The organism is Pseudomonas sp. Tav-5-1A (assembly GCF_055755055.1).
The window spans coordinates 298450-324986 of the sequence record NZ_CM146901.1 but is presented as its reverse complement, the minus strand read 5'-3'; the positions used below and the strand labels follow the sequence as shown (position 1 = coordinate 324986).

At 65.2% G+C, this 26537-nt stretch carries 26 protein-coding genes and 1 other RNA gene; 11 read left to right on the top strand and 16 right to left on the bottom strand.

The window, feature by feature from the left end; all coding sequences use genetic code 11:
- Window positions 1–64 precede the first annotated feature (64 nt).
- Window positions 65–535 carry an Lrp/AsnC family transcriptional regulator gene (locus AC0J42_RS01585; protein WP_473005089.1) on the bottom strand — a complete coding sequence of 157 codons (471 nt, stop codon included), beginning with the start codon at window positions 533–535 and terminating at the stop codon, window positions 65–67.
- A 126-nt stretch (window positions 536–661) separates the two neighbouring features.
- Here AC0J42_RS01585 and AC0J42_RS01580 point away from each other — a divergent pair, with 126 nt between their 5' ends.
- The 3 genes from AC0J42_RS01580 to AC0J42_RS01570 all read left to right on the top strand — a co-directional run bounded on the left by AC0J42_RS01580 (window position 662) and on the right by AC0J42_RS01570 (window position 3290).
- The gene (locus AC0J42_RS01580) at window positions 662–985 is read left to right on the top strand and encodes a hypothetical protein (RefSeq protein WP_473005088.1); all 324 of its coding nucleotides are present in this window, start codon (window positions 662–664) and stop codon (window positions 983–985) included.
- Window positions 986–1112: 127 nt separating this feature from the next.
- Window positions 1113–2894 carry a type IV pilus assembly ATPase TfpB gene (gene tfpB, locus AC0J42_RS01575; protein WP_473005087.1) on the top strand — a complete coding sequence of 594 codons (1782 nt, stop codon included), beginning with the start codon at window positions 1113–1115 and terminating at the stop codon, window positions 2892–2894.
- A gap of 75 nt (window positions 2895–2969) precedes the next feature.
- Window positions 2970–3290: a DUF2388 domain-containing protein gene (locus tag AC0J42_RS01570; RefSeq protein ID WP_416421919.1), complete on the top strand. Its 321-nt coding sequence runs from the start codon at window positions 2970–2972 to the stop codon at window positions 3288–3290.
- Window positions 3291–3378: 88 nt separating this feature from the next.
- Here the strand turns inward: AC0J42_RS01570 and gcvP are convergent, their stop codons facing one another.
- The 9 genes from gcvP to AC0J42_RS01525 all read right to left on the bottom strand — a co-directional run bounded on the left by gcvP (window position 3379) and on the right by AC0J42_RS01525 (window position 15219).
- Window positions 3379–6258 carry an aminomethyl-transferring glycine dehydrogenase gene (gcvP, locus tag AC0J42_RS01565; protein ID WP_473005086.1) on the bottom strand — a complete coding sequence of 960 codons (2880 nt, stop codon included), beginning with the start codon at window positions 6256–6258 and terminating at the stop codon, window positions 3379–3381.
- A 90-nt stretch (window positions 6259–6348) separates the two neighbouring features.
- The gene (gene gcvH / locus AC0J42_RS01560; protein ID WP_416421917.1) at window positions 6349–6732 is read right to left on the bottom strand and encodes a glycine cleavage system protein GcvH; all 384 of its coding nucleotides are present in this window, start codon (window positions 6730–6732) and stop codon (window positions 6349–6351) included.
- Between the two features lie 44 nt (window positions 6733–6776).
- Window positions 6777–7859, bottom strand: a complete 1083-nt coding sequence (gcvT, locus tag AC0J42_RS01555) for a glycine cleavage system aminomethyltransferase GcvT (protein ID WP_416421916.1) — start codon at window positions 7857–7859, stop codon at window positions 6777–6779.
- Between the two features lie 174 nt (window positions 7860–8033).
- Complete coding sequence (locus AC0J42_RS01550) at window positions 8034–9593, bottom strand: ABC transporter permease (protein ID WP_473006801.1); 1560 nt, start codon at window positions 9591–9593, stop codon at window positions 8034–8036.
- A 43-nt stretch (window positions 9594–9636) separates the two neighbouring features.
- A complete protein-coding gene (locus tag AC0J42_RS01545) occupies window positions 9637–10638 on the bottom strand; it encodes an extracellular solute-binding protein (RefSeq protein WP_416421915.1) in 1002 nt (333 codons plus the stop codon).
- Between the two features lie 199 nt (window positions 10639–10837).
- Window positions 10838–12058, bottom strand: coding sequence for a 2-octaprenyl-3-methyl-6-methoxy-1,4-benzoquinol hydroxylase (locus AC0J42_RS01540; protein ID WP_416427520.1), 1221 nt, complete (start codon window positions 12056–12058; stop codon window positions 10838–10840).
- Between the two features lie 59 nt (window positions 12059–12117).
- Window positions 12118–13311, bottom strand: coding sequence for a 2-octaprenyl-6-methoxyphenyl hydroxylase (gene ubiH / locus AC0J42_RS01535; RefSeq protein ID WP_473005085.1), 1194 nt, complete (start codon window positions 13309–13311; stop codon window positions 12118–12120).
- Window positions 13308–14594, bottom strand: coding sequence for a Xaa-Pro aminopeptidase (gene pepP, locus AC0J42_RS01530; RefSeq protein ID WP_473006800.1), 1287 nt, complete (start codon window positions 14592–14594; stop codon window positions 13308–13310). Before pepP ends, ubiH begins: the two co-directional genes overlap by 4 nt.
- 73 nt (window positions 14595–14667) lie before the next feature.
- Complete coding sequence (locus AC0J42_RS01525) at window positions 14668–15219, bottom strand: YecA/YgfB family protein (RefSeq protein ID WP_473005084.1); 552 nt, start codon at window positions 15217–15219, stop codon at window positions 14668–14670.
- Between the two features lie 143 nt (window positions 15220–15362).
- Between AC0J42_RS01525 and AC0J42_RS01520 the strand changes: the two genes are divergently transcribed.
- The 4 genes from AC0J42_RS01520 to AC0J42_RS01505 all read left to right on the top strand — a co-directional run bounded on the left by AC0J42_RS01520 (window position 15363) and on the right by AC0J42_RS01505 (window position 16787).
- Window positions 15363–15572, top strand: a complete 210-nt coding sequence (locus tag AC0J42_RS01520; protein WP_081719218.1) for a TIGR02449 family protein — start codon at window positions 15363–15365, stop codon at window positions 15570–15572.
- Window positions 15569–15886 (top strand): cell division protein ZapA, encoded by a 318-nt coding sequence (locus tag AC0J42_RS01515; RefSeq protein ID WP_416421911.1) that lies wholly within the window; start codon window positions 15569–15571, stop codon window positions 15884–15886. Before AC0J42_RS01520 ends, AC0J42_RS01515 begins: the two co-directional genes overlap by 4 nt.
- A 31-nt stretch (window positions 15887–15917) precedes the next feature.
- Window positions 15918–16096: non-coding RNA, 6S RNA (ssrS, locus tag AC0J42_RS01510), on the top strand.
- Between the two features lie 88 nt (window positions 16097–16184).
- A complete protein-coding gene (locus AC0J42_RS01505) occupies window positions 16185–16787 on the top strand; it encodes a 5-formyltetrahydrofolate cyclo-ligase (protein WP_416421910.1) in 603 nt (200 codons plus the stop codon).
- 59 nt (window positions 16788–16846) lie between these two features.
- Here AC0J42_RS01505 and AC0J42_RS01500 read toward each other — a convergent pair whose 3' ends face one another.
- Window positions 16847–16987, bottom strand: a complete 141-nt coding sequence (locus AC0J42_RS01500; protein WP_416421909.1) for a hypothetical protein — start codon at window positions 16985–16987, stop codon at window positions 16847–16849.
- Between the two features lie 195 nt (window positions 16988–17182).
- Between AC0J42_RS01500 and AC0J42_RS01495 the strand changes: the two genes are divergently transcribed.
- Entirely contained in the window at window positions 17183–17632 is a 450-nt protein-coding gene (locus AC0J42_RS01495) for an EVE domain-containing protein (RefSeq protein WP_473005083.1), read from the top strand.
- Between the two features lie 3 nt (window positions 17633–17635).
- Here AC0J42_RS01495 and AC0J42_RS01490 read toward each other — a convergent pair whose 3' ends face one another.
- Window positions 17636–18049 (bottom strand): flagellar basal body-associated protein FliL, encoded by a 414-nt coding sequence (locus AC0J42_RS01490; protein ID WP_473005082.1) that lies wholly within the window; start codon window positions 18047–18049, stop codon window positions 17636–17638.
- A gap of 148 nt (window positions 18050–18197) precedes the next feature.
- Here AC0J42_RS01490 and AC0J42_RS01485 point away from each other — a divergent pair, with 148 nt between their 5' ends.
- Both AC0J42_RS01485 and AC0J42_RS01480 read left to right on the top strand, forming a co-directional pair.
- Window positions 18198–19175 (top strand): NADPH:quinone oxidoreductase family protein, encoded by a 978-nt coding sequence (locus tag AC0J42_RS01485; protein ID WP_473005081.1) that lies wholly within the window; start codon window positions 18198–18200, stop codon window positions 19173–19175.
- A 105-nt stretch (window positions 19176–19280) separates the two neighbouring features.
- Window positions 19281–20429, top strand: coding sequence for a hypothetical protein (locus tag AC0J42_RS01480; RefSeq protein WP_473005080.1), 1149 nt, complete (start codon window positions 19281–19283; stop codon window positions 20427–20429).
- Here the strand turns inward: AC0J42_RS01480 and AC0J42_RS01475 are convergent.
- Window positions 20426–21073, bottom strand: a complete 648-nt coding sequence (locus AC0J42_RS01475; protein WP_416421904.1) for a gamma-glutamylcyclotransferase — start codon at window positions 21071–21073, stop codon at window positions 20426–20428. The genes AC0J42_RS01480 and AC0J42_RS01475 overlap by 4 nt on opposite strands.
- 347 nt (window positions 21074–21420) lie before the next feature.
- On the opposite strand from AC0J42_RS01475, the gene AC0J42_RS01470 reads away from it, so the two are divergent.
- Window positions 21421–21897, top strand: a complete 477-nt coding sequence (locus AC0J42_RS01470) for a sn-glycerol-3-phosphate transporter (RefSeq protein WP_473005079.1) — start codon at window positions 21421–21423, stop codon at window positions 21895–21897.
- 8 nt (window positions 21898–21905) lie between these two features.
- Here the strand turns inward: AC0J42_RS01470 and AC0J42_RS01465 are convergent, their stop codons facing one another.
- The 3 genes from AC0J42_RS01465 to AC0J42_RS01455 form a co-directional block, all read right to left on the bottom strand.
- A complete protein-coding gene (locus AC0J42_RS01465) occupies window positions 21906–22874 on the bottom strand; it encodes a CDP-6-deoxy-delta-3,4-glucoseen reductase (protein WP_416421902.1) in 969 nt (322 codons plus the stop codon).
- The gene (ubiD, locus tag AC0J42_RS01460; protein WP_416421901.1) at window positions 22874–24340 is read right to left on the bottom strand and encodes a 4-hydroxy-3-polyprenylbenzoate decarboxylase; all 1467 of its coding nucleotides are present in this window, start codon (window positions 24338–24340) and stop codon (window positions 22874–22876) included. Before ubiD ends, AC0J42_RS01465 begins: the two co-directional genes overlap by 1 nt.
- A 69-nt stretch (window positions 24341–24409) precedes the next feature.
- Window positions 24410–26410: an acyltransferase family protein gene (locus AC0J42_RS01455; protein WP_473005078.1), complete on the bottom strand. Its 2001-nt coding sequence runs from the start codon at window positions 26408–26410 to the stop codon at window positions 24410–24412.
- Window positions 26411–26537 lie beyond the last annotated feature (127 nt).

Genomic DNA, 26537 nt, shown 5'->3' with positions numbered 1-26537 from the left:
CAGCGCCGCGGTATGCCTGACGTACCCCGTTGACGGTGACGCAGCCTTCGGCAGCTGCTACGGGTCAGGGTAGAACTGGCAGGCTGGTGGTGGACTTGATCTCGGATAATGCCACGGTCGAGTTCACCTCCTGGATGCCCGGCACCAGCGACAGTTTTTCGAAGAAGAACCGCTCGTAGGCCTCGATGTCCGGGGTCACGATGCGCAGCAGAAAGTCCACCGATCCCATCAGCACATAACACTCCAGCACTTCCGGAAAGCCGCGAATCGCGTCGGTGAATTCAGTGAAGTTGGAACGGCCGTGGGCGTTGAGTTTTACCTCGGCGAAAATCTGCGTGTTGAGGCCGATTTTCTTGCGGTCCAGCAGCGTCACCTGCCCGCGAATCACCCCCTCTTCCTTCAGCCGCTGTATCCGTCGCCAGCACGGCGACTGCGACAACCCCACCTGCTCGGCAATCTGCGCACTGGAAAGCGAAGCGTCCTCCTGCAGCAGGGCAAGGATGCGCCGGTCGTAGTTATCCAGCTCGCTGTGCATAAAATTATTCCATTTCAACGTTTTTTCGAATCGCATGATTCGCCTATCGCCATTATGCGACTGATTGAGGCAAGAAATACCCTGCTCATCATGGAAAACTGTGCCCATCGTTCCAGGAGCCCAGCCATGACCGCCCACGAAGCCCATTTGCCTGCCCGCAGCGACACCTGGAGCCCGCACCAGGCCACCACTTGCGTGCGTTACCAGCTGGTCGCCGAGGCCGAGCCCGACAGCCTGTGCCGCGTGCTGAACCTGTTCGCGATGCAGTACCTGACGCCGCTGGCCCTGAACGTGGTACGCGACGACGACTTGCTGCACGTCGACCTGAGCATCGACGGCCTCAGCTGGCATCGCGCCGAAGTCATCGGCAACAAAATACTCAACCTCATCTGCGTGTTGTCGGTGGAGCTGCAACCAGCGGCCAGCCAGGGCTTCGCCGCAGCTGGCTGAAGGCCTGCAAGGCCTTGAAACTTTTTCCCCACGGCACCGGCAACATCATCGGGTTTTCCCGGTCTACCTTTGACGCTCAGGCGCACTTTTCCTGCCTGGGCGTTGTAGACCGATTCAAGGAGCCCGCATGTCCGTCGTCACCGTCATTGAGGACCGCTGGCTGGATCTGAACGAACTGTTGCGCGACCTGGTGGACCAGGGTTTCATCAGCCAGGATTCGGCTGAACACGCCATGGCCGCACGCCGGGCGTTGCACAACAACCAGCTGCACCCGCTCGAATTCATTGCCAGCCAGCAACTGGACGACCGCAGTCGCCCAGGCAAGGCGCTGGAACTGGAACAACTCACCTTGTGGCTGGCGCAGCAGGCCGGCCAACCCTACCTGCGCATCGACCCGCTGAAAATCGACGTGGCGGCGTTGACGCCACTGATGTCCTACGGCTTTGCCCAACGGCACCGGATTCTCGCCGTCGACGTGTCGCGCACCACGGTGACCGTGGCCAGCGCCCAGCCTTACGTGAGCACCTGGGAAGCCGACCTGACCCATGTGCTCAAGCGCAAGATCAGGCGCGTGGTCGCCAACCCGGTGGAAATCCAGCGCCTGACCGTGGAGTTCTACCGCCTGGCACGCTCGGTCAGCGGCGCCAACAGCACCGACCAGCGCGGCGCCAGCCCGGGCAACTTCGAACAGCTGCTGAACCTGGGCGCCAGCGACCAGGAGCCCGACGCCAACGACGCGCACATCGTCAACATCGTCGACTGGCTGTTCCAGTACGCCTTCCAGCAGCGCGCCAGCGATATCCACATCGAACCACGACGCGAGCAGGGCACGGTGCGTTTCCGCATCGACGGCATCCTGCACAACGTGTATCAATTCCCGCCCCAGGTGACCATGGCCATCGTCAGCCGCCTGAAGAGCCTGGGGCGGATGAACGTCGCCGAAAAACGCAAGCCCCAGGACGGCCGGGTCAAGACCAAGACCCCGGACGGCGGCGAGGTGGAACTGCGCTTGTCGACGCTGCCCACCGCGTTTGGCGAGAAGATGGTGATGCGCATCTTCGACCCGCAGGTGCTGCTCAAGGATTTCCACGCGCTGGGCTTCGGCGTCGAGGACCTGCGCCGTTGGGAAGACATGATCAGCCAACCCAACGGCATCATCCTGGTGACCGGCCCCACGGGGTCGGGCAAGACCACCACCCTGTACACCACCCTCAAGCGGCTGGCCACGCCCCAGGTGAACCTGTGCACTATCGAGGACCCGATCGAGATGGTGGAGCCTGCGTTCAACCAGATGCAGGTGCAAGCCAACATCAACCTGACCTTCGCCAGCGGCGTGCGCGCGCTGATGCGCCAGGACCCGGACATCATCATGATCGGCGAGATCCGCGACCTGGAGACCGCCGAGATGGCCGTGCAGGCTGCGCTTACCGGGCACCTGGTGCTCTCGACCCTGCACACCAACGACGCCCCCAGCGCCATCAGCCGGCTGCTCGAGCTGGGTGTGCCCCACTACCTGATCAAGGCGACGCTGCTGGGGGTGATGGCCCAGCGCCTGGTGCGCACCTTGTGCCCGCACTGCAAGGCCCCACAGCCTCTAGGCGAGGAAGACTGGCAGACGCTGACCCGCCCCTGGCAGGCGCCGTTGCCGGCCACCGCGTACCGCGCCATCGGCTGCAACGAATGCCGGGACACCGGGTTTCGCGGCCGTGCGGGGGTGTACGAGATCATGCAGATGACCGACACGGTGAAGGCACATATTCAGGCCGAGACCGACCTGGCCGCGCTCAAGCGCCGGGCCGTGATGGAGGGCATGCGCACCTTGCGCCTGTCTGGCGCGCAGAAGATCGCTGCAGGGCTGAGCACCGTCGAGGAAGTGCTGAGGGTGACACCAAGAAATGATTTGAAATAGAACCGTCGCTATCGGGAACTCCGCTTCAGCCTTGAGAATCCAAATCATGAACAAATCCTGTCGGAGTCACCCATCATGCGTCTCAAAACTGCCGTCGTAACGCTCGCCCTGCTCTCGGTACCGGTCGGCTCCGCCATGGCCGGGGATTTCCTGAGAGACGTACTGTCCTCTGGTGCAACCACCGGTTCCACTTACCTCACGTTCCGCCACCACAAGCTGATCGTCGCCGCCCAGGACGACGCCGGCAGCTACGTGGCGAGCAACGGCAGCATCAAGGGCCCGTACCTTGAGGCCGCGATGCAGCAGGTGCGCACCGACAACCCAGGCCTGAAGGCATCGGACATGGAATTGGCCAACGCCATCCTGATCAAGGGCGCCGAGCCAGCCGGCGAATAAGCCCCGCTCTGTGGGAGCTGGCTTGCCAGCGAGTTGTTGCGGCCAAAAAGCTCGCTGGCAAGCCAGCTCCCACTATTAGCAGCCGCTGCTACTGGGTTCGGTAGTCGTCTACCGGCACGCAGGCGCAGTACAGGTTTCTATCCCCGTATACATTGTCGACCCGGTTCACCGCTGGCCAGTATTTATGCGCCTGCGTGTGATCGCTGGGGGTTATTGCCTGGGCGATGGGGTACGGGCGCTCCCACGGCGCGGTGATGTCGGCCAGGGTGTGTGGGGCGCGCTTGAGCGGGTTGTCCTCGGCCGGCCAATGGCCGTTGGCGACCTGGGCGATTTCCGCACGAATGCTGAGCATGGCCTCGACGAAGCGGTCCAGCTCGGCCTTTGACTCGCTCTCGGTAGGCTCGATCATCAGCGTGCCCGGCACCGGGAACGACATGGTCGGCGCATGGAAGCCGTAGTCCATCAGGCGCTTGGCCACGTCTTCCTCGGTGATGCCGGTCTGCGCCTTCAACGGCCGCAGGTCGAGGATGCACTCGTGCGCGACGCGGCCATTGCGCCCGCTGTACAGCACCGGGAAAGCCCCACCCAGCTGTTGTGCCAGGTAGTTCGCCGACAGGATCGCCACCTCGGTGGCGTCCACCAGCTGCGGCCCCATCATGGCGATGTACATCCAGCTGATGGGCAGGATGCTGGCGCTGCCCCAGGGCGCGGCGCTGACCGCGCCGTTGTTCGGCAGCGGCCCGTCGATGGGCACCACCGGGTGGTTGGCGACGAACGGCGCCAGGTGTGCGCGCACGCCGATCGGACCCATGCCCGGGCCACCGCCGCCGTGGGGGATGCAGAAGGTCTTGTGCAGGTTCATGTGCGACACGTCGGCACCAATGTCGGCCGGCCGCGCCAGGCCCACCTGGGCGTTGAGGTTAGCGCCGTCCATGTAAACCTGGCCGCCGTGCTGGTGGATCACCTGGCAGATCTCGACGATGCCTTCCTCGTACACCCCGTGGGTGGAGGGGTAGGTGGCCATCAGGCAGGAAAGCTTGTCGCCGGCGGCCTGGGCCTTGGCCTTGAGGTCGTCGAGGTCGACGTTGCCGGCCTCGTCGCATTCGACGATCACCACCTGCATGCTGGCCATCTGCGCCGAGGCCGGGTTGGTGCCGTGGGCCGACGCCGGGATCAGGCAGATGTTGCGCTGCCCCTGGTGGCGGCTCTCGTGGTACTTGCGGATGGCCAGCAGTCCCGCGTACTCGCCCTGGGCGCCGGAATTGGGCTGCATGCAGATGGCATCGAAGCCGGTGATGGCGCACAACCACTGCTCCAGCTCATCGATCATGGCCTTGTAGCCGCGCGCCTGCTCGGTGGGCGCAAAGGGGTGCAGGTTGGCGAACTGCGGCCAGGTGATGGGGATCATTTCGCTGGTGGCGTTTAGCTTCATGGTGCAGGAACCCAGCGGGATCATCGACTGGTTCAGCGCCAGGTCCTTGTTTTCCAGCTGCTTGAGGTAGCGCAGCATCTCGGTTTCGCTGTGGTGCAGGTTGAACACCGGGTGGCCGAGGTAGCCGGACTCCCGCTCAAGCGCCGCCGGAATGCCCGCGGTCAGGCTTTCAGCGTCCAGCGCCGCCACTTCCAGCCCGTGGTCGGCGCCCAGCAGGATGTCCCATAACAGCCGCACCGTGGCCTCGTCGCAGGTTTCGTCGAGGCTCAGCCCGACGTGGCCGCGCCCCAGGATCCGCAGGTTCACCCGCGCCGCCTGGGCACTGTTGATGATCGCCGTCTGCGCGCCGCCAACGTCCAGGGTGAGGGTGTCAAAATAGTACTGGTTGACCCGGCTGATGCCTTTGCGCTCAAGCCCTGCCGCCAGGATTTGCGTGAGCCGGTGCACGCGCTGGGCGATGCGCCGCAAGCCAACAGGGCCGTGGTACACGGCGTAGAACGCGGCAATGTTGGCCAGCAGCACCTGGGCGGTGCAGATGTTGGAGTTGGCCTTCTCGCGGCGGATGTGCTGCTCGCGGGTTTGCAGGGCCATACGCAAGGCGACGTTGCCGCGGGCGTCTTTGGAGACGCCGATGATGCGCCCCGGGATCGCGCGCTTGTACTCGTCGCGGCTGGCGAAATACGCCGCGTGGGGCCCGCCATAGCCCATGGGCACGCCGAAGCGCTGGGTGGAGCCCAGCACCACGTCGGCGCCCATTTCCCCTGGGGGCGTGAGCACCAGCAGGCTCAGCAGGTCGGCGGCCACGCAGGCAATGGCCTGGCGGGCGTGCAGTTGCTCGATCAAGGGGCGTAGGTCGCGCACTTCGCCATGGGTGTCGGGGTATTGCAGCAAGGCGCCAAAGACGTCGTGGCCGGCGAGGTTGTCCACGGCATCGATGACCAACTCGATGCCAAAGCCTTCGGCACGGGTCTGCACCACCGAGATGGTCTGCGGGTGGCAGTTGCTGTCGACGAAGAAGCGCGGGCTCTTGGACTTGCTGACCCGCCGCGCCAGGGCCATGGCCTCGGCAGCGGCGGTGGCTTCGTCCAGCAGCGAGGCGTTGGCCAGTTCCAGCCCGGTGAGGTCGATGATCATCTGCTGGAAATTGAGCAGCGCCTCCAGGCGGCCCTGGGCGATTTCCGGTTGATACGGGGTATAGGCGGTGTACCAACCAGGGTTTTCCAGCACGTTGCGCAGGATGACTGCGGGAGTGAGGGTGCCGTGGTAGCCCAGGCCGATGAGGCTGGTCCACACCTCGTTCTGCTGGGCATGGCCGCGCAGTTTCGCCAGCGCAGCGGTTTCGTCCAGCGCCGGCGGCAGGTCCAGGGGGCGGTTGAAGCGGATGCCGGGCGGCACCGTCTGTTCGATCAGCTGGTCACGGCTGGCCAGGCCCAGGGTTTCGAGCATGGCGCGCTGTTCCGCGGCATCGGGGCCGAGGTGGCGGCGAGGGAAGGCGTCGGGGTCTTGCAGTTCGCGCAGCGTTGGCAACCGGGACATGGCGGCTCTCTTTTCCGAGACATGACGGGCCTCGATGGGTCGAGGCCTGTTCAGTCTAGAAAGAGAATGCCGCCCGTGCCGGGAACTTGGTTACTCGCCGATGGCGGCTTTGTAACCAGCGGCGTCCAGGAGCTTGTCCAGCTCGGCCGGGCTGCTTGGCTTCAGTTTGAAGATCCAGGCGCTGTAGGGTTCTTCGTTGAGCAATTCAGGGCTGTCGGCCAGTTCTTCGTTGATGGCGATCACTTCGCCCGATACCGGCGAGTAGATGTCGGAAGCGGCCTTCACCGATTCAACCACGCCAGCGGCATCGCCTGCGGCGAACACTTTGCCCACTTCGGTCAGTTCCACGAATACCACGTCACCCAGGGCTTCCTGGGCGTGGTCGGAGATACCCACGGTCACGCTGCCGTCGGCTTCCAGGCGCGCCCACTCGTGGCTTTCGGCAAAACGCAGGTCAGCAGGAATATTGCTCATGATTTTATTGTCCTCAACAGGTCGGCGGCAGGCCCGCGCAAAAGTCAGATCAGGGTTTTGCCATGGCGCACGAACGTGGGTCGTACTACCCGTACCGGGTACCACTTGCCACGGATTTCCACCTCGGCACGGTCAGCGGTGGCCATCGGAACGCGCGCCAGGGCGATCGATTTGCTCAACGTAGGTGAGAAACTACCACTGGTGATCTCCCCTTCGCCAATTTCTGCGATACGAACTACCTGGTGGGCACGCAATACACCACGCTCTTCCAGCACCAACCCGACCAGTTTTTCCCTCGCGCCCTGGCCGCGTTCAGCCTCCAGCGCCTGGCGGCCGATGAAGTTTCGCCCGGCCGGCTCCCAGGCGATGCTCCAGGCCATGTTCGACACCAGGGGCGAATGCGCCTGGTCGATATCTTGGCCGTAGAGGTTCATGCCCGCCTCCAGACGCAGCGTATCCCGGGCTCCCAGGCCGATCGGGGCAATGCCGGCGCCTACCAGGTCGTTGAAAAACGCAGGCGCCTCGACGGCGGGCAGGACGATTTCCAGGCCATCTTCACCGGTGTAGCCGGTGCGGGCAATGAACCAGTCGCCGTCGGGCAGGCCCTGGAATGGCTTGAGCTGATTGATCAGGTTGGAGCGCGCCTGGCTCACCAGCTGCGCGACCTTATGCCGCGCCTGCGGGCCCTGGATGGCGAGCATCGCCAGCTCGGGGCGCTCGCTGACGCGCACGTCGAAACCGCCGGCAACCTTGCCGATCCAGGCCAGGTCCTGGTCACGAGTGGCGGCGTTGACCACCAGGCGGTAACCGTCGTCCAGCAGGTAGACAATCATGTCGTCGACGATGCCGCCGCGCTCGTCGAGCATGGCGCTGTACAGCGCCGCGCCGGTGCCTTCAAGGCGCGCGACGTCGTTGGCCAGCAGGTGCTGGAGGAAGGCCTGGGCCTGGGGCCCGGCGATGTCGATGACGGTCATGTGCGATACATCAAACACGCCACAGTCGCGGCGCACCTGGTGGTGTTCCTCGACCTGCGATCCATAGTGCAGGGGCATGTCCCAACCGCCAAAATCGACCATCTTGGCGCCGAGCGCCAAATGCAGGTCATAGAGAGGCGTACGCTGTCCCATGGGTTTCTCCTTCCGGGCTTGGCGAAGGCGCGCATACTGGGCAAACCACCCGCAAGGCTCTGGAACAGGGCTTTGCGGGGTGCCTATAAGACCAGATCACAATGACCGGCCGCGCCGAATGCCGCGCATTGTAGCCGCAAGGCGCGGCCCTGACACCTCTGGGCAGAGGCGCCATCAGGTTTGACCGATACGCCGTGCCGAACGTCGAATCAGCCCGATCACCGGCAACAGGCCCACCAGCACCAGGGTCAGGGCGGGCAGCGAAGCGCGGGCCCACTCCCCTTCGCTGGTCATCTCGAACACCCGCACGGCGAGGGTGTCCCAGCCGAAGGGGCGCATCAACAGCGTAGCGGGCATTTCCTTGAGCACGTCGACGAACACCAGCAGCGCCGCGCTCAGTGCACCCGGTAGCAGCAGCGGCAGGTACACCCGGCTGAACAGCCGTACACCGCCAACGCCAAGGCTGCGGGACGCTTCAGGCAGCGACGGGCGAATTTTCGCCAGGCTGCTTTCAAGCGGGCCGTAGGCCACGGCCATGAACCGCACCAGATAGGCCAGCAGCAGCGCCGCCAGGCTGCCCAGCAGCAGGGGCCGGCCGGCCAGCGGAATGACCAGCGCCTTGTCCAGGTAACTGAAGGCCAGCATGATCGACACCGCCAACACCGAGCCCGGCAGCGCGTAGCCCAGGTTGGCCAGGCCCACGCCCGCGCCGATGGCCCGGCCAGGCGCCTGGCGCCGCGCAAATGCCAGCAGCAGGGCCACGGCCACAGTCGCTAGCGCCGCCAGCACGCCCAGGTACAGCGTGTGCACAACCAGCCCCAGGTAACGCTCGTCCAGGTCGAAACGACCGCGCTGCCAGCACCACACCAGCAATTGCGCCACCGGCACCACGAACGCACAGACGAACACCAGCCCGCACCAGCAGGTCGCCGCAACGGCCTTCCAGCCGCTCAGGCGGTAGCGCAGGTGCCCACGCGCACGCTCGCTGCCGGCATGGGCAGCGCCACGGGCGCGGCGCTCGCCGTACAGCACCAGCACCACCGCCACCAACAGCAGGCTGGCCAGTTGCGCAGCGCTGGACAGGCTGAAGAAGCCGTACCAGGTCTTGTAGATGGCGGTGGTGAAGGTGTCGAAGTTGAACACCGCCACGGCGCCGAAATCGGCCAGTGTTTCCATCATCGCCAGGGCAATGCCGGCGCCAATGGCGGGCCGCGCCATGGGCAGGGCCACGCGCCAGAACGCCTGCCAGGGCGTGTGCCCCAGCACCCGCGCCGCTTCCATCAGGCCACGGCCCTGGGCCAGGAACGCCGTGCGCGCCAGCAGGTACACGTACGGGTAGAACACCAGCACCAGCACGATGATCACGCCGCCGGTGGAACGCACCCGCGGCAGCCGCAGGCCGCTGCCGAACCATTCACGCAGTAGCGTCTGCACCGGCCCTGCGAAGTCCAGCAGGCCCACAAAAACGAATGCCAGCACATAGGCGGGAATCGCGAACGGCAGCATCAGCGCCCAGTCCAGCCAGCGCCGGCCCGGGAACTGGCACAGGCTGGTGAGCCAGGCCAGGCTCACGCCCAGCAGGGTCACGCCGATGCCGACGCCAGTCAGCAGGGTCAGGGTGTTGCCCAGCAGGCGTGGCAACTGCGTGGCCCACAGGTGCTGCCAGATGCCAGCGTCGATGCTCTGCCAGGACAACAGCAGCACACTGAGCGGCAACAGCACCAGCGCTGCCATGGCGAAGACCGGCAGGTACCAGCGGCGCTGGTTCACGGGCCGGTCAGTTCCAGCCGGCACGGTCCATCAGGCGAATGGCCTCGGCCTGGCGCTTGCCCGCCACCTCGACCGGCAAGGTGTCGGCCTTGAACGTACCCCAGCCCGCCACTTCCGCCGAAGGCTCGACGCTGGGGTTGGCGGGGAATTCCTGGTTGGTGTCGGCGAAGATCTTCTGCGCCTCGGGGCCGGTCATCCACTCGACCAACGCCTTGGCCGCCTCGGGGTGCGGCGCGTGGCGCGTCAGGCCGATGCCCGACAGGTTCACGTGCACGCCACGGTCTTCCTGGTTGGGCCAGAACAGCTTGATTGGCAGCTGCGGGTCCTGGCGGTGCAGGCGCCCGTAGTAGTAGGTGTTGACGATGCCCACGTCGCACTGGCCAGCCTTGATGGCCTGCAGCACGGCGATGTCGTCGGAGAACACGTCGGTGGACAGGTTGTTGACCCAGCCCTTGAGGATGGCCTCGGTCTGCGCCTCGCCGTGGGTCTCGATCAGCGTGGCGGTCAGCGACTGGTTGTAGACCTTCTTCGCCGTGCGCAGGCACAGGCGGCCTTCCCATTGCTTGTCGGCCAGGGCCTCGTAGGTGGACAGGTCGGCGGGTTTGACCCGGTCGGTGGAGTAGGCGATGGTTCGCGCGCGCAGGCTCAGGCCGGTCCACTCATGGCTGGCGGCGCGGTACTGCGGCGGGATGTTGGTGTCGATGACCCCCGATTGCAGCGGCTGCAGGATGCCCATCTGCTCGGCCTGCCAGAGGTTGCCGGCGTCCACGGTCAGCAACAGGTCGGCGGTGGCGTGCTCGCCCTCTGCCTTGATGCGCTGCATCAGCGGCGCTTCCTTGTCGGTGATGAACTTGATCGGCACCCCGGTCTTGGCGGTGTAGGCGTCGAAGACCGGCTTGATCAGCTCGTCGATACGCGAGGAATACACCACCACTGCATCGGCGGCGCGAGCTTCATGGGCGAACAGGCTGAGGGCCAGGGCAATGAAAACGCGCTTGGAAGGCAGCATGGAAATAGACCCCGAAATCGAATGTGGGGCAAATGGTAGAGAAACGCATTTGCCATCTCAATCGAAGTCGAAAGCAAGAAGTTTCCAGATGTTTCCCAGAAGTTCCCATGTTCCCGTAGCAGCTGCCGAAGGCGGCGTCCGGATTCACCGCGGTGTGCCGGGAACAGCGCGGCGCCCTGGACGCGGCCTGTGGCCGCTGCTACAGGGGTTTTGCCAGCGCTGGCAGGTCGCCGCTCAAACCCAGCGCCTGGCGCACGAACAGCGCCTTGGCCTCGGGCATCTGCTCGACCCACTTCAGGCCGCTGTTGCGCAACCAGCGCACCGGCAGCGGGTCGGCCTGGAACAGCCGTTCGAAGCCTTCCATGGCCGCCATCAACGCCAGGTTGTGGGGCATGCGCCGACGTTCGTAGCGGCTGAGCACGCGCACGTCGGCCAGGCGTTCGCCACGGCCGTTGGCATGCAGCAGCTCTTCGGCCAGCACCGCAGCATCGAGGAAGCCCAGGTTCACGCCCTGCCCCGCCAACGGGTGAATGGTGTGGGCGGCGTCGCCGATCAGCACCAGGCCTTCAGCCACGTAGCGCTTGGCGTGGCGCTGGCGCAGCGGCACGCACAGGCGCTTGTCGGCGTGTTCGACCTTGCCCAGGCGGCCTTCGAAGGCACGCTCCAGTTGGGCGCAGAAGGCATCGTCATCCAGCGCCATCAGGTGCTCGGCTTCCTTGGGCGTGGTCGACCAGACGATCGAGCACCAGTGCTGCTGGTCGGCATGCTCCAGCGGCAGGAAGGCCAGCGGGCCGTCGTCGGTGAAGCGCTGCCAGGCGGTGCGCTGGTGCGGTTGCGCGCAGCGCACGCTGGTGACGATGGCGTGGTGCAGGTAATCCCACTCACGGGTCTCGCAGCCGGCCAGGCGGCGCACGGCGGAATGGGCGCCGTCGGCAGCCACCACCAGCGGCGCGCGCACGGTGCGGCCGTCGGCCAGGGTCAGCAGCCAGTCGTCACCGGAGCGGCGCAGCTGTTCCAGGCGCGCGTTGGCCAGCAGGCCGATGTCGCTGTCGTGCAGTTGCTCCAGCAGCGCATCCTGGACCACGCGGTTCTCGACGATGTGGCCCAGGGTTTCGGCATGCACACTGGCGGCGCTGAAGTGAATGTGGCCGGTGCCGCTGCCATCCCACACGCTCATGTCGCCGTAGGCGCAGGCACGACGACGGGCAATGCCCTGCCAGGCGCCCAGGCGCTCAAGCACGCGCTGGCTGGCGGCCGAGAGGGCGCTGACGCGCGGTTCGAACGGCGCCTGGGCGTCGAACGCCTTGACGCTGAGAGGGCTGCCGTCGACCACCAGGATTTCCAGGCCGCTGTTCTGCAACGCCAGGGCCAGGGCGCTGCCCACCATGCCGGCGCCGACTACTACCAGATCTGCACGCATTTCCATGCTTCAAGCCTGTTCCACGGGGTTGATGGGGGAGTAAAACGACGCGGCCATGCTCAACCCTGCATATCTGCGCGGGTGCCCAGGCCCATGGCCTGGCGGGCGAACCAGCGCTTGGCCGGCGGTAGCAGGTCTAGGCCCAGCAGGCCCAGGTTGCGCCCGGCGGCCACCAGCGGCTGGGAGGAACCGAACAGGCGGGTGACCTTGTCGGAGAAGCCCACGGTCAGGTCCTGGTCGGCGCGCTGGCTGGCGCGGTAGCGCTGCAAGGTGGCGAAGTCGCCCAGCGGCGCCTGGCTGGCCAGCAGGGTGTCGGCCAGCGCCTGCACGTCCCGCAGCGACAGGTTGAAACCCTGGCCGGCGATGGGGTGCAGGGCGTGGGCGGCGTTGCCGAGCACCACCAGGTGTGGCCGTACCTGCTCTTCGGCTTCTACCAGGGTCAGCGGGTACAGGTGGCGCACGCCGACCTGCTGTAAGGTGCCCAGGCGATAGCCGAACACGCCTTGCAGTTCCTTGAGGAACGCGCGCTCGTCGATCTCGGCCAGGCGCTGGGCGTCCATGCCCTGGCGGGTCCACACCAGCGCGCAGCGGTTGTCGGGCAGCGGCAGCAGGGCCATGGGGCCGTCGTCGGTGAAGCGTTCGAACGCCAGGCCTTCATGGGGCTGGCTGGGGCTGATGTTGGCGATCAGCGCGCTCTGGTCATAGGGCCGGCGGCGCACGCCGATGCCCAGCTGCTCGCGCAGGCCGGAACGGCCGCCATCGGCCAGCACTGCCAGGTCGCAGTCCAGGCTGGTGTCGTCGTTGAGGGTCAGGCGGTAGCCGTCCTCGCGCACCTGAAGGCGGGTGACCTCGGCGGGCACACGCCAGCTCACCACCTCTGGGTCCAGCGCCTGCCACAGGCATTGGCCCAGCCAGGCGTTCTCCACCACGTAGCCCAGGGCCGGCACGCCTTCTTCCAGCGCGGTCAGCCGGGTGACACCGAAGCGCCCGCGGTCGGACACATGGATTTGCCGGATCGGCTCGGCGCGCCGGTGAATGTGCTGCCACAGGCCCAGGCGCTCGTAGATCTGCCGGGTGCCGAACGACAGCGCCGAAGAGCGTGCGTCGTAGCTGGGCTGGTAGCTGTCGCCAGGGGCGAACGGCTCGATCAGCATGATCTTCCAGCCGCGCGCCTTGGCGCCGGCCTGCAGGGCCAGGGCCAGGCTGGCGCCGACCAGGCCGCCGCCGATGATTGCCAGATTGACGCGGTTCATGCGGCCTCGGTACGTGCTTGAGCCATCAAGGCTTCGATTTCGGCGACGGTCTTGGGCACGTCGCCGGTCAGGATGTCGCAACCACTGCGGGTTACCACCACGTCGTCTTCGATGCGCACGCCAATGCCGCGCCATTTCTTCGCCACGCGGGTGTTGTCGGGGCTGATGTAGATGCCCGGCTCCACCGTCAGGGTCATGCCCGGCTCCAGCACGCGCCATTCGCCGCCCACGCGGTAGTCGCCGACGTCGTGCACGTCCATGCCCAGCCAGTGGCCGGCACGGTGCATGTAGAAGGCGCGGTAGGCCTCGGTGACGATCAGTTCGTTGACCTCACCTTCCAGCAGGCCCAGCTCCACCAGCCCTTGGGTGATCACCCGCACGGTGGCCTCGTGGGCCTCATTCCAGTGGCGGTCCGGGCCGATGGCGGCAAAGGCTGCCTCCTGGGACTTGAGCACCAGCTCGTAAATGGCCTTCTGCTCGGGCGAGAACACGCCGCTGACCGGGAAGGTGCGGGTGATGTCGCTGGCGTAGCAGTCGATCTCGCAACCGGCGTCGATCAGCACCAGGTCGCCGTCCTTGAGTAGCGCGTCATTCTCCTGATAGTGGAGGATGCAGCTGTTGCGGCCCGAGGCGACGATGGAGCCATAGGCCGGCATCTTCGCCCCGCCCTTGCGGAATTCGTAGTCCAGTTCGGCTTCCAGGCTGAACTCGTGCAGGCCGGCGCGGCACGCCTGCATGGCGCGCACATGGGCACGGGCAGAGATCTGCGCGGCGTGGCGCATGACCTTCACCTCGTTGGCCGACTTGTACAGGCGCATGTCATGCAACAGGTGGTCCAGCGCCACGAACTCTTCGGGCGGCTGCGAACCCAGGTCGGCCTTGGAGCGAATCACGTTGATCCACTCCATCAGGTGCCGGTCGAATTCGGTGTTGCTGCCCATGGCCGTGTACACCCGGTCGCGGCCTTCGATCAGGCCGGGCAGGATGTCGTCGATATCGGTGATAGGGAAGGCATCGTCGGCGCCGTAGTCACGAATAGCGCCTTCCTGGCCGGCCCGCAGGCCATCCCACAGCTCACGCTCGGGGTTGCGCTCGCGGCAGAACAGCACGTATTCGCCGTGCTCGCGGCCGGGGATCAGGGCGATCACCGCCTCGGGCTCGGGGAAGCCGCTCAGGTACTGGAAGTCGCTGTCCTGGCGATACACGTGCTCCACGTCGCGGTTGCGAATGGCCACGGCAGCCGCCGGCAGGATGGCGATGCTGTTGGGCTCCATCTGCGCCATCAGAGCCTTGCGCCGACGCGCATATTCCGACTTCGGGATGTGGATTACTGGCACAGGTGGGCCCCTTTTCGCATCAGTGCAGGGAAGGCTTGGCAGCCGCCACTGGCTTGGCGCACTCGGTGAACAGCAGCATCGGCGCCACGCGCAGGTATTCCATCACTTCCATGTAGTCGCTTTCGGCGTCTTCGGATTCTTCCAGCGCTTCCTGCACCTGGGAAATGGCGTCCATGTCCTGGAGGATTTCCTGGGCTTCCTGGCTCAGGTTCTTGCCACCCGAGTGCAGGCCGAAGCCGGTGAGGAAGCCTTGGCACCATTGGCCCAGGGCGGTGGCACGCTCGGTCAGCGGCGCGTCGTCGCTAGGCAGCAGGATGACGATGGTCACGTCTTCGCCGGTGAGCTCGCCCTGGACCATGGCCTGCAGGCCAACCAGCGCGTTGCGCACGTTGTCCGCAGGTTCGGTGTCCAGCGACAGCGCGGCGTCCGCCAGCCAGCCTTCGGCGTCGAAGTCGGCGCCGGCGCAGCTGCGGCCCAGCAGCAAGCCATGCAGCTCGGCAGGGGAAACGGGGTGACCGCCAGCGTTGAGCAGGTCGGCAAAGCCTTGATACGGGGATTTCTGAATAGACATGGCAACTAGGCGCCAGGCGGCGCAATGACTAGAATGAAGACCTTGTATCCTAGCACCGGCAGGCGCGCCAAGACCATCGACGCGGCCAACTCGTTAACGTGCAAGGCCTTGCGCCACTCACTGATTGTAGCGAACGGGACCCCATGGAACAGAACGACCTGCAAGCGCTGATGGGCCGACTCGAGCAATTGATCGACCGAGTCGAGCAACTAAAACGCCAAAACGGACTCCTACTAGCTCAGGAAAAATCCTGGCGCGAGGAGCGCGCACACCTCATAGAAAAAAACGAAATCGCCCGGCACAAGGTCGAATCGATGATTTCGCGCCTCAAGGCCCTGGAGCAAGACTCATGAGTTCAAGCAATAGCGTCACTGTTCAGATCCTCGACAAGGAATACTCGATCATCTGCCCCCCCGAGGAGCGCAGCAACCTGGTCAGCGCCGCGCGCTACCTGGACGGCAAGATGCGCGAGATCCGCAGCAGCGGCAAGGTCATCGGCGCCGACCGCATCGCCGTGATGGCTGCACTGAACATTACCCATGACCTGTTGCACAAGCAGGAAACCCCCGACATCGCCGCCAGCGGTTCCACCCGCGAGCAGGTCCGCGACCTGCTCGAACGCGTCGACCTGGTGCTCGCCACTGATCAGGATGAAACCCGGGGCTGAAACATTCTGATTGTTTCGGGTATACTTGCGCCGCTCCCTGGAGTGCTTGCCAGTCGGTCATGTCCCTGAGCCGATACGCACAACCACGGGGGTTGCACGCTGAGGCCGGTGCGCATGTCCGCTTGACGGAAAGCCTTAACGCCTCCTGCAATCTCCACCTTGAACTTTCGGGTTCAAGGGCTACACCGACAGCGGTTCGTCGGGGAGTCTCGCATTACTTGCCCCTGCCAGGCCTTGCCGGCATGGGTATCCGCCCCGCCGCCCCGCGCGGCCCGGGCGCTTCTGGATGGCCTTCGCCATGACCGAATCCGCACCACTTTCCCGCCCTCAATTGCGCCGCCTGCTGCGCGATGCCCGACGGGCACTGACCCCTGCGCAACAACGTGAAGCCGCCCGCGGGCTGTACCGCCAGCTGGCCCAGCACCCGCTGTTCCGGCGCGCCCGCCACGTGGCCCTGTACCTGCCCAACGACAGCGAAATAGACCCACGCCTGCTGCTGGCCGAAGCCCAGCGCCGGGGCAAGAAAACCTATTTGCCGGTGCTCAGCGCCTGGCCACGGACCAAAATGGTGTTCCAGCAGGTGCGCGCAGGTGAGGCATATCGTCGCAACCGCTTCCGCATTCCCGAACCGCACATCAACCCGGCGCGCCAACGGGTGATCTGGGCGCTGGACCTGATCCTGCTGCCGCTGGTGGGCTTTGACGAAGTGGGCGGCCGGTTGGGCATGGGCGGTGGCTTCTACGACCGCAGCCTGGCCTACCGCAGCCGCCGCGGTGCCTGGCACAAGCCGGTGCTGCTGGGCCTGGCCCATGAGTGCCAGAAGGTGGAGCGGCTGGCGCAGGCCAGTTGGGACGTGCCGTTGCAGGGCACCGTGTCGGATAAACGCTGGTACCTGGCGTAACCCTGCAGGCACAAAAAAAGGCCCATCGGCATGCCGATGGGCCTTTTTTCACGCTGCAATCAGCGGTACTGGACGGGCGCGTTCACTTCCACAGGGGCATTGGCCTTGCGGTCCCACAGGGTTTGCGCGTAACCCGTGGTCACGACACCCAAACCGAACAAAATGACCAAAATCCATAGCAAATCCGGTTTGCGGCGCATCAATTGCCCCCCTCAGGCAAGTCGTGATGAAGTCGGGCGCTTTGGCTTGAAGATGGCCCGGTAATTATGTGAAGCGTAAAATGCGCGCATTCTGCGGCAACATGACGCGACACGCAACGCTGGCGCCAACCGACTGTCGGGTTGTATTGAAAACGCCACACTGACAATTTTTGTTTCAAATTTGGAGCAGCAACGATGGCCTATTGGCTGATGAAATCAGAGCCCGACGAGCTCTCCATCAAGGACCTGGCCCGCCTGGGCGACACCCGCTGGGATGGGGTGCGCAACTATCAGGCACGCAATTTCCTGCGCGCGATGGCCGTGGGTGACGAGTTCTTCTTCTACCACTCCAGCTGCGCGGAACCAGGCATTGCCGGCATCGCCCGCATCAGCGCGGCGGCCTATGAAGACCCCACGGCCCTGGACCCGGCAAGCGCCTACCACGACGCCCGCGCCAACGCCGACAAGAACCCCTGGAGCGCGGTGGACGTGAGCCACGTCGAAACCTTCGCCAAGGTGCTGGGCCTGGGCTACCTCAAGCAGCAGGCGGCGCTGGCCGAGCTGCCGCTGGTACAAAAGGGCAGCCGGCTGTCGGTGATGCCAGTGACCGCCGAACAATGGGCGGCGGTGCTGGCGCTGCGCTGAGGCTTACTGCACGATCAGGTTGTTGAACAGCAAATCCTCGACCATGGGCTTGCCCTCTTCGCTGGTCATGACCTGCTGCACCTGCTTGAGCGCTTCCTGGCGCAGCTTTTCCTTGGACTCGACGTTGCTCAGCGATTCCACGGTCTGCTGGGAGAACAGCGCCACCAGCTGGTTGCGGATCAGCGGGTCCTGGTGTTTCACCGCGGCTTCCGCCTCGGGGCCGGTCACGCGCAGGGCCACGTCGGCCTTGTACACGTGCAGGCGCGGGCTGCCGTCCAGCGCGTAGTTGCCCACAAAGGGCGGGCTCAGGGTGATGTAGCTCACTTTCGGTGGGCCGCCCTCTTCCTTGCCTTCCTCGGCCATGGCCGCCGACACGGGCAGCGTCAGGGCCAACGCCATCAAGATCCACGCTTTCACAAATTCGTTCCTCATTCTGTTGGCGCAAGCATAACAAGATAACCCACGGGCCGGCGCTTATGGACGCCTATCAGCTGGGGGCATGCTCGTTGACCGCACATTCGTCACACCTACACTTATCGGCCACAACCTGCAAAGGAATAGCCCGATGAAAGCTGTGCTGTGCAAAGCCTTCGGCCCCGCCGAGACCCTGGTATTGGAAGACATCGCCAGCCCGGCGATCAAGAAGAACGAAGTGCTGGTGGAGGTGCACGCCGCCGGGGTCAACTTTCCCGACACGCTGATCATCGAGGGCAAATACCAGTTCAAGCCACCCTTCCCCTTCGCCCCCGGCGGTGAGGCGGCAGGCGTGGTGCGTGCGGTAGGCGAGAACGTCAGCCACCTGAAGGTGGGCGACCGGGTGATGGGTCTGACCGGCTGGGGCAGCTTCGCCGAGGAAATCGCCGTGCCCGGCTACAACGTCATGGCGATTCCCGACGGCATGGACTACCAGACCGCCGCGGCTTTCAGCATGACCTACGGCACCTCCATGCACGCCCTCAAGCAGCGCGCCAACCTGCAACCGGGCGAAACCCTGCTGGTGCTAGGCGCCTCCGGTGGCGTGGGCCTGGCGGCGGTGGAAATCGGCAAGGCCATGGGCGCCCGCGTGATTGCCGCGGCCAGCTGCGCCGACAAGCTGGCGGTGGCCAAGGCCGCCGGTGCCGACGAACTGATCAACTACAGCGAAACCAGCCTCAAGGATGAGATCAAGCGCCTGACCGGCGGCAACGGCGTCGACGTAATCTACGACCCGGTGGGCGGCGACCTGTTCGACCAGGCCGTGCGCTCCATCGCCTGGAACGGCCGCCTGCTGGTGGTGGGCTTTGCCAGCGGGCGCATCCCCGAGCTGCCGGTGAACCTGGCACTGCTCAAGGGCGCAGCCGTGGTGGGGGTGTTCTGGGGCTCGTTCGCCCAGCGCCAGCCGCAGGACAACGCGGCCAACTTCAAGGCGCTGTTCCAGTGGTTTGCCGAGGGCAAGCTCAAGCCGCTGGTTTCGGCCACCTACCCCCTGGCTGAAGCGGGTGCTGCCATCCACGCGCTGGCCCATCGCCAGGCCGTAGGCAAGCTGGTAATCGCCGTGCGGTGAGTCGTTCCCGTTCAGGAAACGATTCTGAATGGTGCCTTCCCCTTGATGAGGTTGAACTGAGCGCCGCAACCGCCTGGTTGCAACCTCATCGAAAGGGAGTTCACCATGAGTGTCTTTACTGTGTATTTCTGTGGTACCAGCGCCACCTGCTTTGACAACCACCACCCCAACTACTGGAACGGCGAGCTGGTTTCCACCCTGGCCGCCAATAGCCTGGGCCGCGAGTTCGCCGACTGGATCATCGTCGACGGCCCCGGCAGCGGCAACCTGCAAGCCGACACACTGACCGTCGAGTCCCAGGACCATCCCTACGCCGGCCCGGCATTCGGCAAGGGCTGGGAGACCAACGTGCGCCATGCCTTGAACATGATCAAGGGCGAATTCGAATGGCAGCGCGACAAACTTAACGAAGCCGATTACCAGGCGCTCAAGAAGGCCGGGGTGCCTATTCAGGATGTCCAGGTCAAGGGCAGCTTCTGGGCGCGGATATATGACTACGGCGACCGCAACCCCACCCCACAGCAGCTGCAACAACAGATCGTCAACCAATTCCGCAAGGGCGGCAAAATCCCCAGCCAGGTCAACCTGGTGGGCTGGAGCCGCGGTGGCATCAGCTGCCACATGCTGGCCAACGCCATGCTCAAGGACCCGGCCCTCAAGCATATCCCGGTGAATATCTTCGCCATTGACCCAGTGCCGGGGTTGTTCAACTTTCAGCCAGAGCGCGTCAACCTGGGCAGCAATGTGCGCGAATACGTCGGGTTTTACGCCCGGGACGAACGCTCGAAGGGCTTCGCTTGCGTCATCCCCAAGGTCACCGGCAACACCAGGGTCGGCGTCTACCCGATGCCAGGGCGGCACGCCACCCTGGTGGGCAATGCCGCCAAAGACGGCGTGGCGGGCGCCAAGGCGTTGCCTGAGCCGGGGATGGTGGTGCGGCACTTGGCAGAAACCTGCCTGCAACGCTGGGGCGTCGAACTGCAAAAGTGCCTGAACCTGGACGCGGCAGCGCTCAAGCAGGCACACGACACCATGCATATCCACGACGACTGGTACGCCAACATGCGCAAGTACAGCTACACGTATGTCACCGAAGCCGACAAGAACGAGCGTGCAGTCAGCCATGGCACCCAGTGGGCGCCCTTCTCGGCCATCGGCGGCGCGCCCTTCACGCCGGCCATCGGCCTGGCCGCGCCAGTGGCAGCGGTGCAGGGCATGTACAAGGAACTGATGCCACCGGCGGCCGGCGCCTAACCCTCACGCGAATGGCAGCGCTTGATGCGCGCCTCCAGGTTGCGGTCGGGCATTTCGTGGCTGCGCAGGGCGCTGATGGTCTGCTGCACGTAGTCCAGGGTGCTGCCGAACCGGCCGCTGGCGCTTTCCAGGATGTGGCTCAAGAGGTTGTCGGGCAGGTTGCCCGCGTAGCTGGGCAGGTGCCGTTCAAGCACGAAGCCCAGCGCCTGCACCTTGGTGCCGTCTTCAAGGCGGCAGTTCAGCCAGTGCGGCCGATAGGACGGATAGGGCATCTCCCGCTGCCACAGCGCCAGCAACGAATCCTGCAGTTGTTCCTGCGGCAGGCGGTAGGCAAAGCCGCTGCAGGAACCGCCGCGGTCCAGGCCGAACACCAGCCCGGGGCGTTCCGGCGTGCCGCGGTGCTCGTGGGACCACAGGTACAGGCCGCGGTGGTAACCATGCACCCGTGCACGGCGGCGCTCCACCGCGCTGCACTCCGGCCGCCAGATCAGCGAACCGTAGGCAAACAGCCAGACCGGCCCGCCCTTATGGCGCGCCATGGTGGTTTGGAGGGAGTGCACCAGTTGCTCGTGGGTCAATTGCGGCCCGAGGTCGAGCGAAGGTGGGTAGACCTCGTTGAAGTGTGCAGTTTCGATAGCCGACATAGTCGTCGCCTGATATCCCCGTGAATCGACAAGGCCGACTCACTTTAACCGATTGCTACAGCCCCGCTGTTACCGTACGGCAGATAACCTCAGAAAAACAAGCCCTTGCAAACGCTTATAAGCAACTCGACTGGCGTTGGTTATAAAGCACCGAAGTGGGCCACACAGCACAACTGCGCACCGAAGTGGCACTTGCGCCCAGTGAAGTTGCCCCTGCTATTGCCTGAGAATAGTGCAGCCAAGACACATGTAAACTTTCCTACGAAATATTCAGAAGTTTCACGTCTAGAAACTTCCTATCGATATGAGCGAAAAAGCACGCTTCCGATAGATAGCGGTCAATGATCATGAAATTTTCCCTCAGCACCCTCGCCCGCGTGCTGCCAGCCGCACTGGCAGCCTGGGCGCCCCCTGCAATTGCCGCAAGCGATGACTTCTGGCTGTTGCAAGGCAGCGTGCTGACCCGCCACTTCGCCAGCAACGGCCAGTACAACAACCATCAGGACCTGGTCGGCCTGGAGCGCAACCTGGCATCCGGCTGGCTGGCGGGCGGCGCCACCTTCCGCAACTCCTTCAGCCAGCGGTCGTTCTACGCCTACGCAGGCAAGCGCTTCGACGTGCCGGACTCCGCGCTGTACTACAAGCTCAGCGCAGGGGTGATCCATGGCTACAAGGGAAATTACCGGGACAAGCTGCCCTTGAACCGCTTCGGCTTCGCGCCGGCGGTGATCCCCGGCATCGGCGCCCACTGGGGGCCGGTGACCGGGGAAGTGGTGTTGCTGGGGTTGGCCGCGACCATGGTCAACGTCGGCGTGCGTTTTTGACCTTGCGCTCAGGGACGGGGCGCGTAGGCGAACACGTCGGCACGCATCTGGTGCGCATCCATGCCTGCCGCCACCAGGGCGTCCAGGGTGGCGTAGATCATGGCCGGCGAGCCGCTGGCGTAGACATGCACGCCAGCCAGGTCGGTAATGTCTTCACAGACCGCCTCGTGCAGCATGCCGCAACGGCCTTCCCAGCCGCAGAGGTCGCTGACCACCTGGTGCAGGAACAGGTTGGGCAGCGCCTTCCACTCTTCCCAATGCTCAAGCTGATAGAAGTCTTCAGGCCGGCGCACGCCCCAGTACAGGTGCACCGGGTGCTTGAAGCCCTTGGCGCGGCAATGCTCGATCAGGCTGTGCATCTGCGCCATGCCGGTGCCAGCGGCGATCAGCACCAGCGGGCCGTCCGGCAACTCGGCCAGGTGGGTGTCGCCGAACGGCAGTTCCACGCGGGCCATGCGGTTGCGCTGCAGCTGCTCGACCAGGCTCTGGGCGCTGGCTTCGCGCACCAGCACGTGCAGTTCCAGGTCGCGGCCGCTGTGGGGCGCCGAGGCCAGGGAAAACGCCGATTTGTCGCCGTTCTCGCGCTCGATCATCAGGTACTGCCCGGCATGGTAGCGCGGCGGCTTGCCGGCCGGCGCGCGCAGGCGCACGCGCCAGACGTCGCCACCTACGGGGGTACAGTCGCTGAGCTGGCAGGCGAGGCTGCGCACCGGCAGCTCGCCCAGGGCCAGCACGCCGTCCCAGAGCACTACGCAATCTTCCAGGGGCTCGGCGATGCAGGTGTAGATTTCACCGTGGTCGCGCTCTTCTCCGTCCTGGCGCACACGGCCCTCCACCAACAACGCCGAGCACACGTGGCAATTGCCATTGCGACAGCTTTGCGGGCACTCGTGGCCCAGGCGCTGGGCGGCTTCCAGGATTCGTTCGCCGGGTAGCGTGTCCAGCACCGCGCCCGATGGCTGCAAGGTTACGCGCATCAATCTATTCCTAGCTGGTTCCACAGTTCATCGATGCGTTTGGTAACGGCGTCGTCCTTGACGATCACGCGCCCCCACTCACGGGTGGTTTCGCCGGGCCACTTGTGGGTGGCGTCCAGGCCCATCTTCGAGCCCAGGCCCGATACCGGCGAGGCGAAGTCCAGGTAGTCGATCGGGGTGTTGTCGATCATCACCGTGTCGCGCTTGGGGTCCATGCGCGTGGTGATAGCCCAGATCACGTCGTTCCAGTCCCGCGCGTTGATGTCGTCGTCGGTGACGATAACAAACTTGGTGTACATGAACTGTCGCAGGAACGACCACACGCCCAGCATCACCCGCTTGGCGTGGCCGGGGTACTGCTTCTTCATGGTCACCACCGCCATGCGGTAGGAACAGCCTTCGGGCGGCAGGTAGAAGTCGGTGATCTCCGGGAACTGCTTCTGCAGGATCGGCACGAACACCTCGTTCAGCGCCACGCCCAGGATCGCCGGCTCATCCGGCGGCCGGCCGGTGTAGGTGCTGTGGTAGATCGGCTTGATACGGTGGGTGATGCGCTCCACGGTAAACACCGGGAAGCTGTCGACCTCGTTGTAATAGCCGGTGTGGTCGCCATAGGGACCTTCGTCGGCCATCTCGCCAGGGTGGATAACACCTTCCAGGACGATCTCAGCGCTGGCCGGCACCTGCAGGTCGTTGCCACGGCACTTCACCAGCTCGGTGCGGTTGTCGCGCAACAGGCCGGCGAAGGCGTATTCCGACAGGCTGTCGGGCACCGGGGTCACGGCGCCAAGGATGGTCGCCGGGTCGGCGCCCAGGGCTACCGATACCGGGAACGGCTGGCCCGGGTGCTTCTCGCACCATTCGCGGTAGTCCAGCGCGCCGCCACGGTGGCTCAGCCAGCGCATGATGACCTTGTTGCGGCCAATGACCTGCTGGCGGTAGATGCCCAGGTTCTGGCGATCCTTGTTCGGCCCACGGGTAACGGTCAGGCCCCAGGTGATCAGCGGCGCGACGTCGCCCGGCCAGCAGGTCTGCACCGGCAGCATGCCCAGGTCGACGTCATCGCCCTCGATGACCACTTCCTGGCACGCGGCGTCCTTGACCACCTTGGGGGCCATGGCAATGATCTTCTTGAAGATCGGCAGCTTGGACCAGGCGTCCTTCAGCCCCTTGGGCGGCTCGGGCTCCTTGAGGAACGCCAGCAGCTTGCCGATTTCACGCAGCTCGCTGACGTCTTCGGCGCCCATGCCCAGGGCCACGCGGCCGGGGGTGCCAAACAGGTTGCCCAGCACCGGAATGTCGTAGCCGGTGGGCTTTTCGAACAGCAGCGCCGGGCCCTTGCTGCGCAGGGTGCGATCGCAGACTTCAGTCATTTCCAGCACCGGCGAAATCGGCACCTGGATGCGTTTCAACTCTCCGCGCTGCTCAAGCTGCTGCACGAAATCCCGAAGATCCTTGAATTTCATTGACCATGCCACTCGTAAAATAGGCGTACATCGTACCTGCTCCGGCGACGGCTGGCAGCCGCCGAACCGTCAATCTGCAGAATTGGCCTGGATTTGCGCGTTGGCATGGGCCGCCGCTGCCCCCGTGAACAGCGGCGCCAGCAGCGGTTGCAGGTAGGTGGCCGCCGCATCGCCGTAATGATTGGTATCCATATAGAGCGATTGGCCATTGCTTTCGACCCGGCAGATGCCGCCCCGGGCGCAGAACAGCGCCGTGGGATCGATCACCCGCACACCAGCGTCCCGGGCCGCAAGGCCCCCAAACAGCTGGTGAATGAATGCCTGGCGCGCCAAATGCTCGGCCACGGGCCGGCCGTCATCGGCCGCCGACCGGCCGAGCATGGCCAGCCGTGTCAGGCGCCAGGGCACCGGTTGCTTCTGCAGCGGCACCTCGGCCACCAGCCACACCCGGTGGCCATGCTGGCGCAGCAACGTCACCAGCGTGCCCAACCGCTGCGCCAACTGCTGTTCGGCGTACGCGCGGTCAGCCTTGCCAGAATGAGGGTCGTGCAGCATGTAGGTGGTGTCGCCGTCTTCCTCCCCGTAAAGGTACAGGCTCCAGCGCGCCGCCAGCACCACATCGCTCACCCCCGGGGTGTCGGTCAAGGCCAGCATGCGCTGGTTGAACGCCTGGCAGCCGGGCTTGGTTTCAAGGCCCGGCACTGGAATGCACCCCGACTTGGCGGCCAGCGACACCGGCATGGCGTGCTGCTCGGCGGCTATTTTCAGCGCGGGGCCCATGCCGGCCGCATGGCTGTCCCCCCATATCAGCGTCGCCGGCACGCCCTGCCCTTGCGGGCCCAGCCGGCAGACTGGCTTGGAGTCCTCGAAACCGGACAGGCAGTCACGTTCACCGCCCTCCCATTCCTTCGCCTGGGCATACCTGAGCGCCTGTTCAGGCAGGCGCGAGGGAATTCCGTCGGTCCAGCGCAGGGCCTGGCCCGCCAGGCTGATCGTCACCAGCACCACCAGCGCGCCCGCCAGCACCTGCCGCGGCGTGGCGGCGGGCCTGGCCTGGCGCAGCGGCTGCTCAACCCAACGCCAGCTGGCATAGGCCAGCACCAGGCTGAGCGCCAGCAACCCGGCCACCTGCCAGCCACCCAGGCCATCCACCGCGGCGTAGCTGGCGAACACGTGGACCGGCCAGTGCCACAGGTACCAGGAATAGGAGAGCAGCCCGATACCCACCAGCAGCCGCGTGCCCAGCAGGCGCGCAACCCAGGTAGCGTGGGCGCCATTGGCCCAGATCAGCAACACGGTGCCCAGCACCGGCAACAGTGCCGCCGGGCCAGGGAACGGCGTGGCAGCATCGAACAGCAGGGTGGCCGCCAGCAGCATGGCCAGCCCGCCCAGGCTGGCCGCCTGGTAAAACCATGGCGCGCGGCGGCTCTGCGCCACCGGCGCCACGGCTAGCAGGGCACCCGCCAGCAGCTCCCAGGCACGCAGGGGCAGCAGGAAGAACGCCGCCGAAGGGTCGTGTTTCACCGCCCAGGTGCTCATGCCGAGGGACAGCAGCGCGAGCCCCAGCAACCACAAGCGCCAGCGCGGGACCCAGCGCATCAGCAGCCCCAGCAGCAACGGGAAGACGATGTAGAACTGCTCTTCCACCGACAGCGACCAGGTGTGCAGCAGCGGCTTGAGGTCAGAGGCCGTGTCGAAATAGCCATCCTCGCGGCGGAACAGGATGTTGGAAGCGAACATGGCCTGATAGCGCACGGTGCGGCCCAGGTCGCTGTAGTCATGCGGCGCCAGCAGGAACCAGCCGGCGACCAGGCTCGCCAGCATGACCACGCACAACGCCGGCAGAATGCGCCGTGCCCGCCGGGTCCAGAAGTCTAGGAAGCTGAACTGCCCCGCCTGGCGTTGCCGCCAGATGATCGAGGTGATCAGGAAGCCGGAAATGACGAAAAACACGTCCACGCCGACAAACCCACCGGAAAACCCGGTGATGCCGAAGTGAAAGAGCACGACCACCATTACGGCCAGCGCGCGCAGGCCGTCGATGTCGCGACGGTATGACAGTACAGCCATGACAGTCCCTTGTTTTCTTGTGTTCCCCGGTATCGGGGGCATCGCATCATAGAAGGGCTGGCTGTGTATCAGTTCCGAAAAAATGTAAAAAAAATGGCGCCCCGGTGGGCGCCATTTTTTCAAGCAG

Coding starts and splice junctions, on each gene's coding strand:
- gcvH (WP_416421917.1), bottom strand. CDS start 6,732: ATGAGCAATATTCCTGCTGACCTGCGTTTTGCCGAAAGCCACGAGTGG.
- AC0J42_RS01485 (WP_473005081.1), top strand. CDS start 18,198: ATGAAAGCTGTGCTGTGCAAAGCCTTCGGCCCCGCCGAGACCCTGGTA.
- AC0J42_RS01525 (WP_473005084.1), bottom strand. CDS start 15,219: ATGTCTATTCAGAAATCCCCGTATCAAGGCTTTGCCGACCTGCTCAAC.
- ubiH (WP_473005085.1), bottom strand. CDS start 13,311: ATGAACCGCGTCAATCTGGCAATCATCGGCGGCGGCCTGGTCGGCGCC.
- pepP (WP_473006800.1), bottom strand. CDS start 14,594: ATGGCGCAGATGGAGCCCAACAGCATCGCCATCCTGCCGGCGGCTGCC.
- AC0J42_RS01540 (WP_416427520.1), bottom strand. CDS start 12,058: ATGCGTGCAGATCTGGTAGTAGTCGGCGCCGGCATGGTGGGCAGCGCC.
- AC0J42_RS01550 (WP_473006801.1), bottom strand. CDS start 9,593: ATGGCAGCGCTGGTGCTGTTGCCGCTCAGTGTGCTGCTGTTGTCCTGG.
- AC0J42_RS01500 (WP_416421909.1), bottom strand. CDS start 16,987: ATGCGCCGCAAACCGGATTTGCTATGGATTTTGGTCATTTTGTTCGGT.
- AC0J42_RS01455 (WP_473005078.1), bottom strand. CDS start 26,410: ATGGCTGTACTGTCATACCGTCGCGACATCGACGGCCTGCGCGCGCTG.
- tfpB (WP_473005087.1), top strand. CDS start 1,113: ATGTCCGTCGTCACCGTCATTGAGGACCGCTGGCTGGATCTGAACGAA.
- gcvT (WP_416421916.1), bottom strand. CDS start 7,859: ATGGGACAGCGTACGCCTCTCTATGACCTGCATTTGGCGCTCGGCGCC.
- AC0J42_RS01570 (WP_416421919.1), top strand. CDS start 2,970: ATGCGTCTCAAAACTGCCGTCGTAACGCTCGCCCTGCTCTCGGTACCG.
- gcvP (WP_473005086.1), bottom strand. CDS start 6,258: ATGTCCCGGTTGCCAACGCTGCGCGAACTGCAAGACCCCGACGCCTTC.
- AC0J42_RS01465 (WP_416421902.1), bottom strand. CDS start 22,874: ATGCGCGTAACCTTGCAGCCATCGGGCGCGGTGCTGGACACGCTACCC.
- AC0J42_RS01505 (WP_416421910.1), top strand. CDS start 16,185: ATGACCGAATCCGCACCACTTTCCCGCCCTCAATTGCGCCGCCTGCTG.
- AC0J42_RS01580 (WP_473005088.1), top strand. CDS start 662: ATGACCGCCCACGAAGCCCATTTGCCTGCCCGCAGCGACACCTGGAGC.
- ubiD (WP_416421901.1), bottom strand. CDS start 24,340: ATGAAATTCAAGGATCTTCGGGATTTCGTGCAGCAGCTTGAGCAGCGC.
- AC0J42_RS01545 (WP_416421915.1), bottom strand. CDS start 10,638: ATGCTGCCTTCCAAGCGCGTTTTCATTGCCCTGGCCCTCAGCCTGTTC.
- AC0J42_RS01495 (WP_473005083.1), top strand. CDS start 17,183: ATGGCCTATTGGCTGATGAAATCAGAGCCCGACGAGCTCTCCATCAAG.
- AC0J42_RS01475 (WP_416421904.1), bottom strand. CDS start 21,073: ATGTCGGCTATCGAAACTGCACACTTCAACGAGGTCTACCCACCTTCG.
- AC0J42_RS01480 (WP_473005080.1), top strand. CDS start 19,281: ATGAGTGTCTTTACTGTGTATTTCTGTGGTACCAGCGCCACCTGCTTT.
- AC0J42_RS01515 (WP_416421911.1), top strand. CDS start 15,569: ATGAGTTCAAGCAATAGCGTCACTGTTCAGATCCTCGACAAGGAATAC.
- AC0J42_RS01585 (WP_473005089.1), bottom strand. CDS start 535: ATGCACAGCGAGCTGGATAACTACGACCGGCGCATCCTTGCCCTGCTG.
- AC0J42_RS01520 (WP_081719218.1), top strand. CDS start 15,363: ATGGAACAGAACGACCTGCAAGCGCTGATGGGCCGACTCGAGCAATTG.
- AC0J42_RS01470 (WP_473005079.1), top strand. CDS start 21,421: ATGAAATTTTCCCTCAGCACCCTCGCCCGCGTGCTGCCAGCCGCACTG.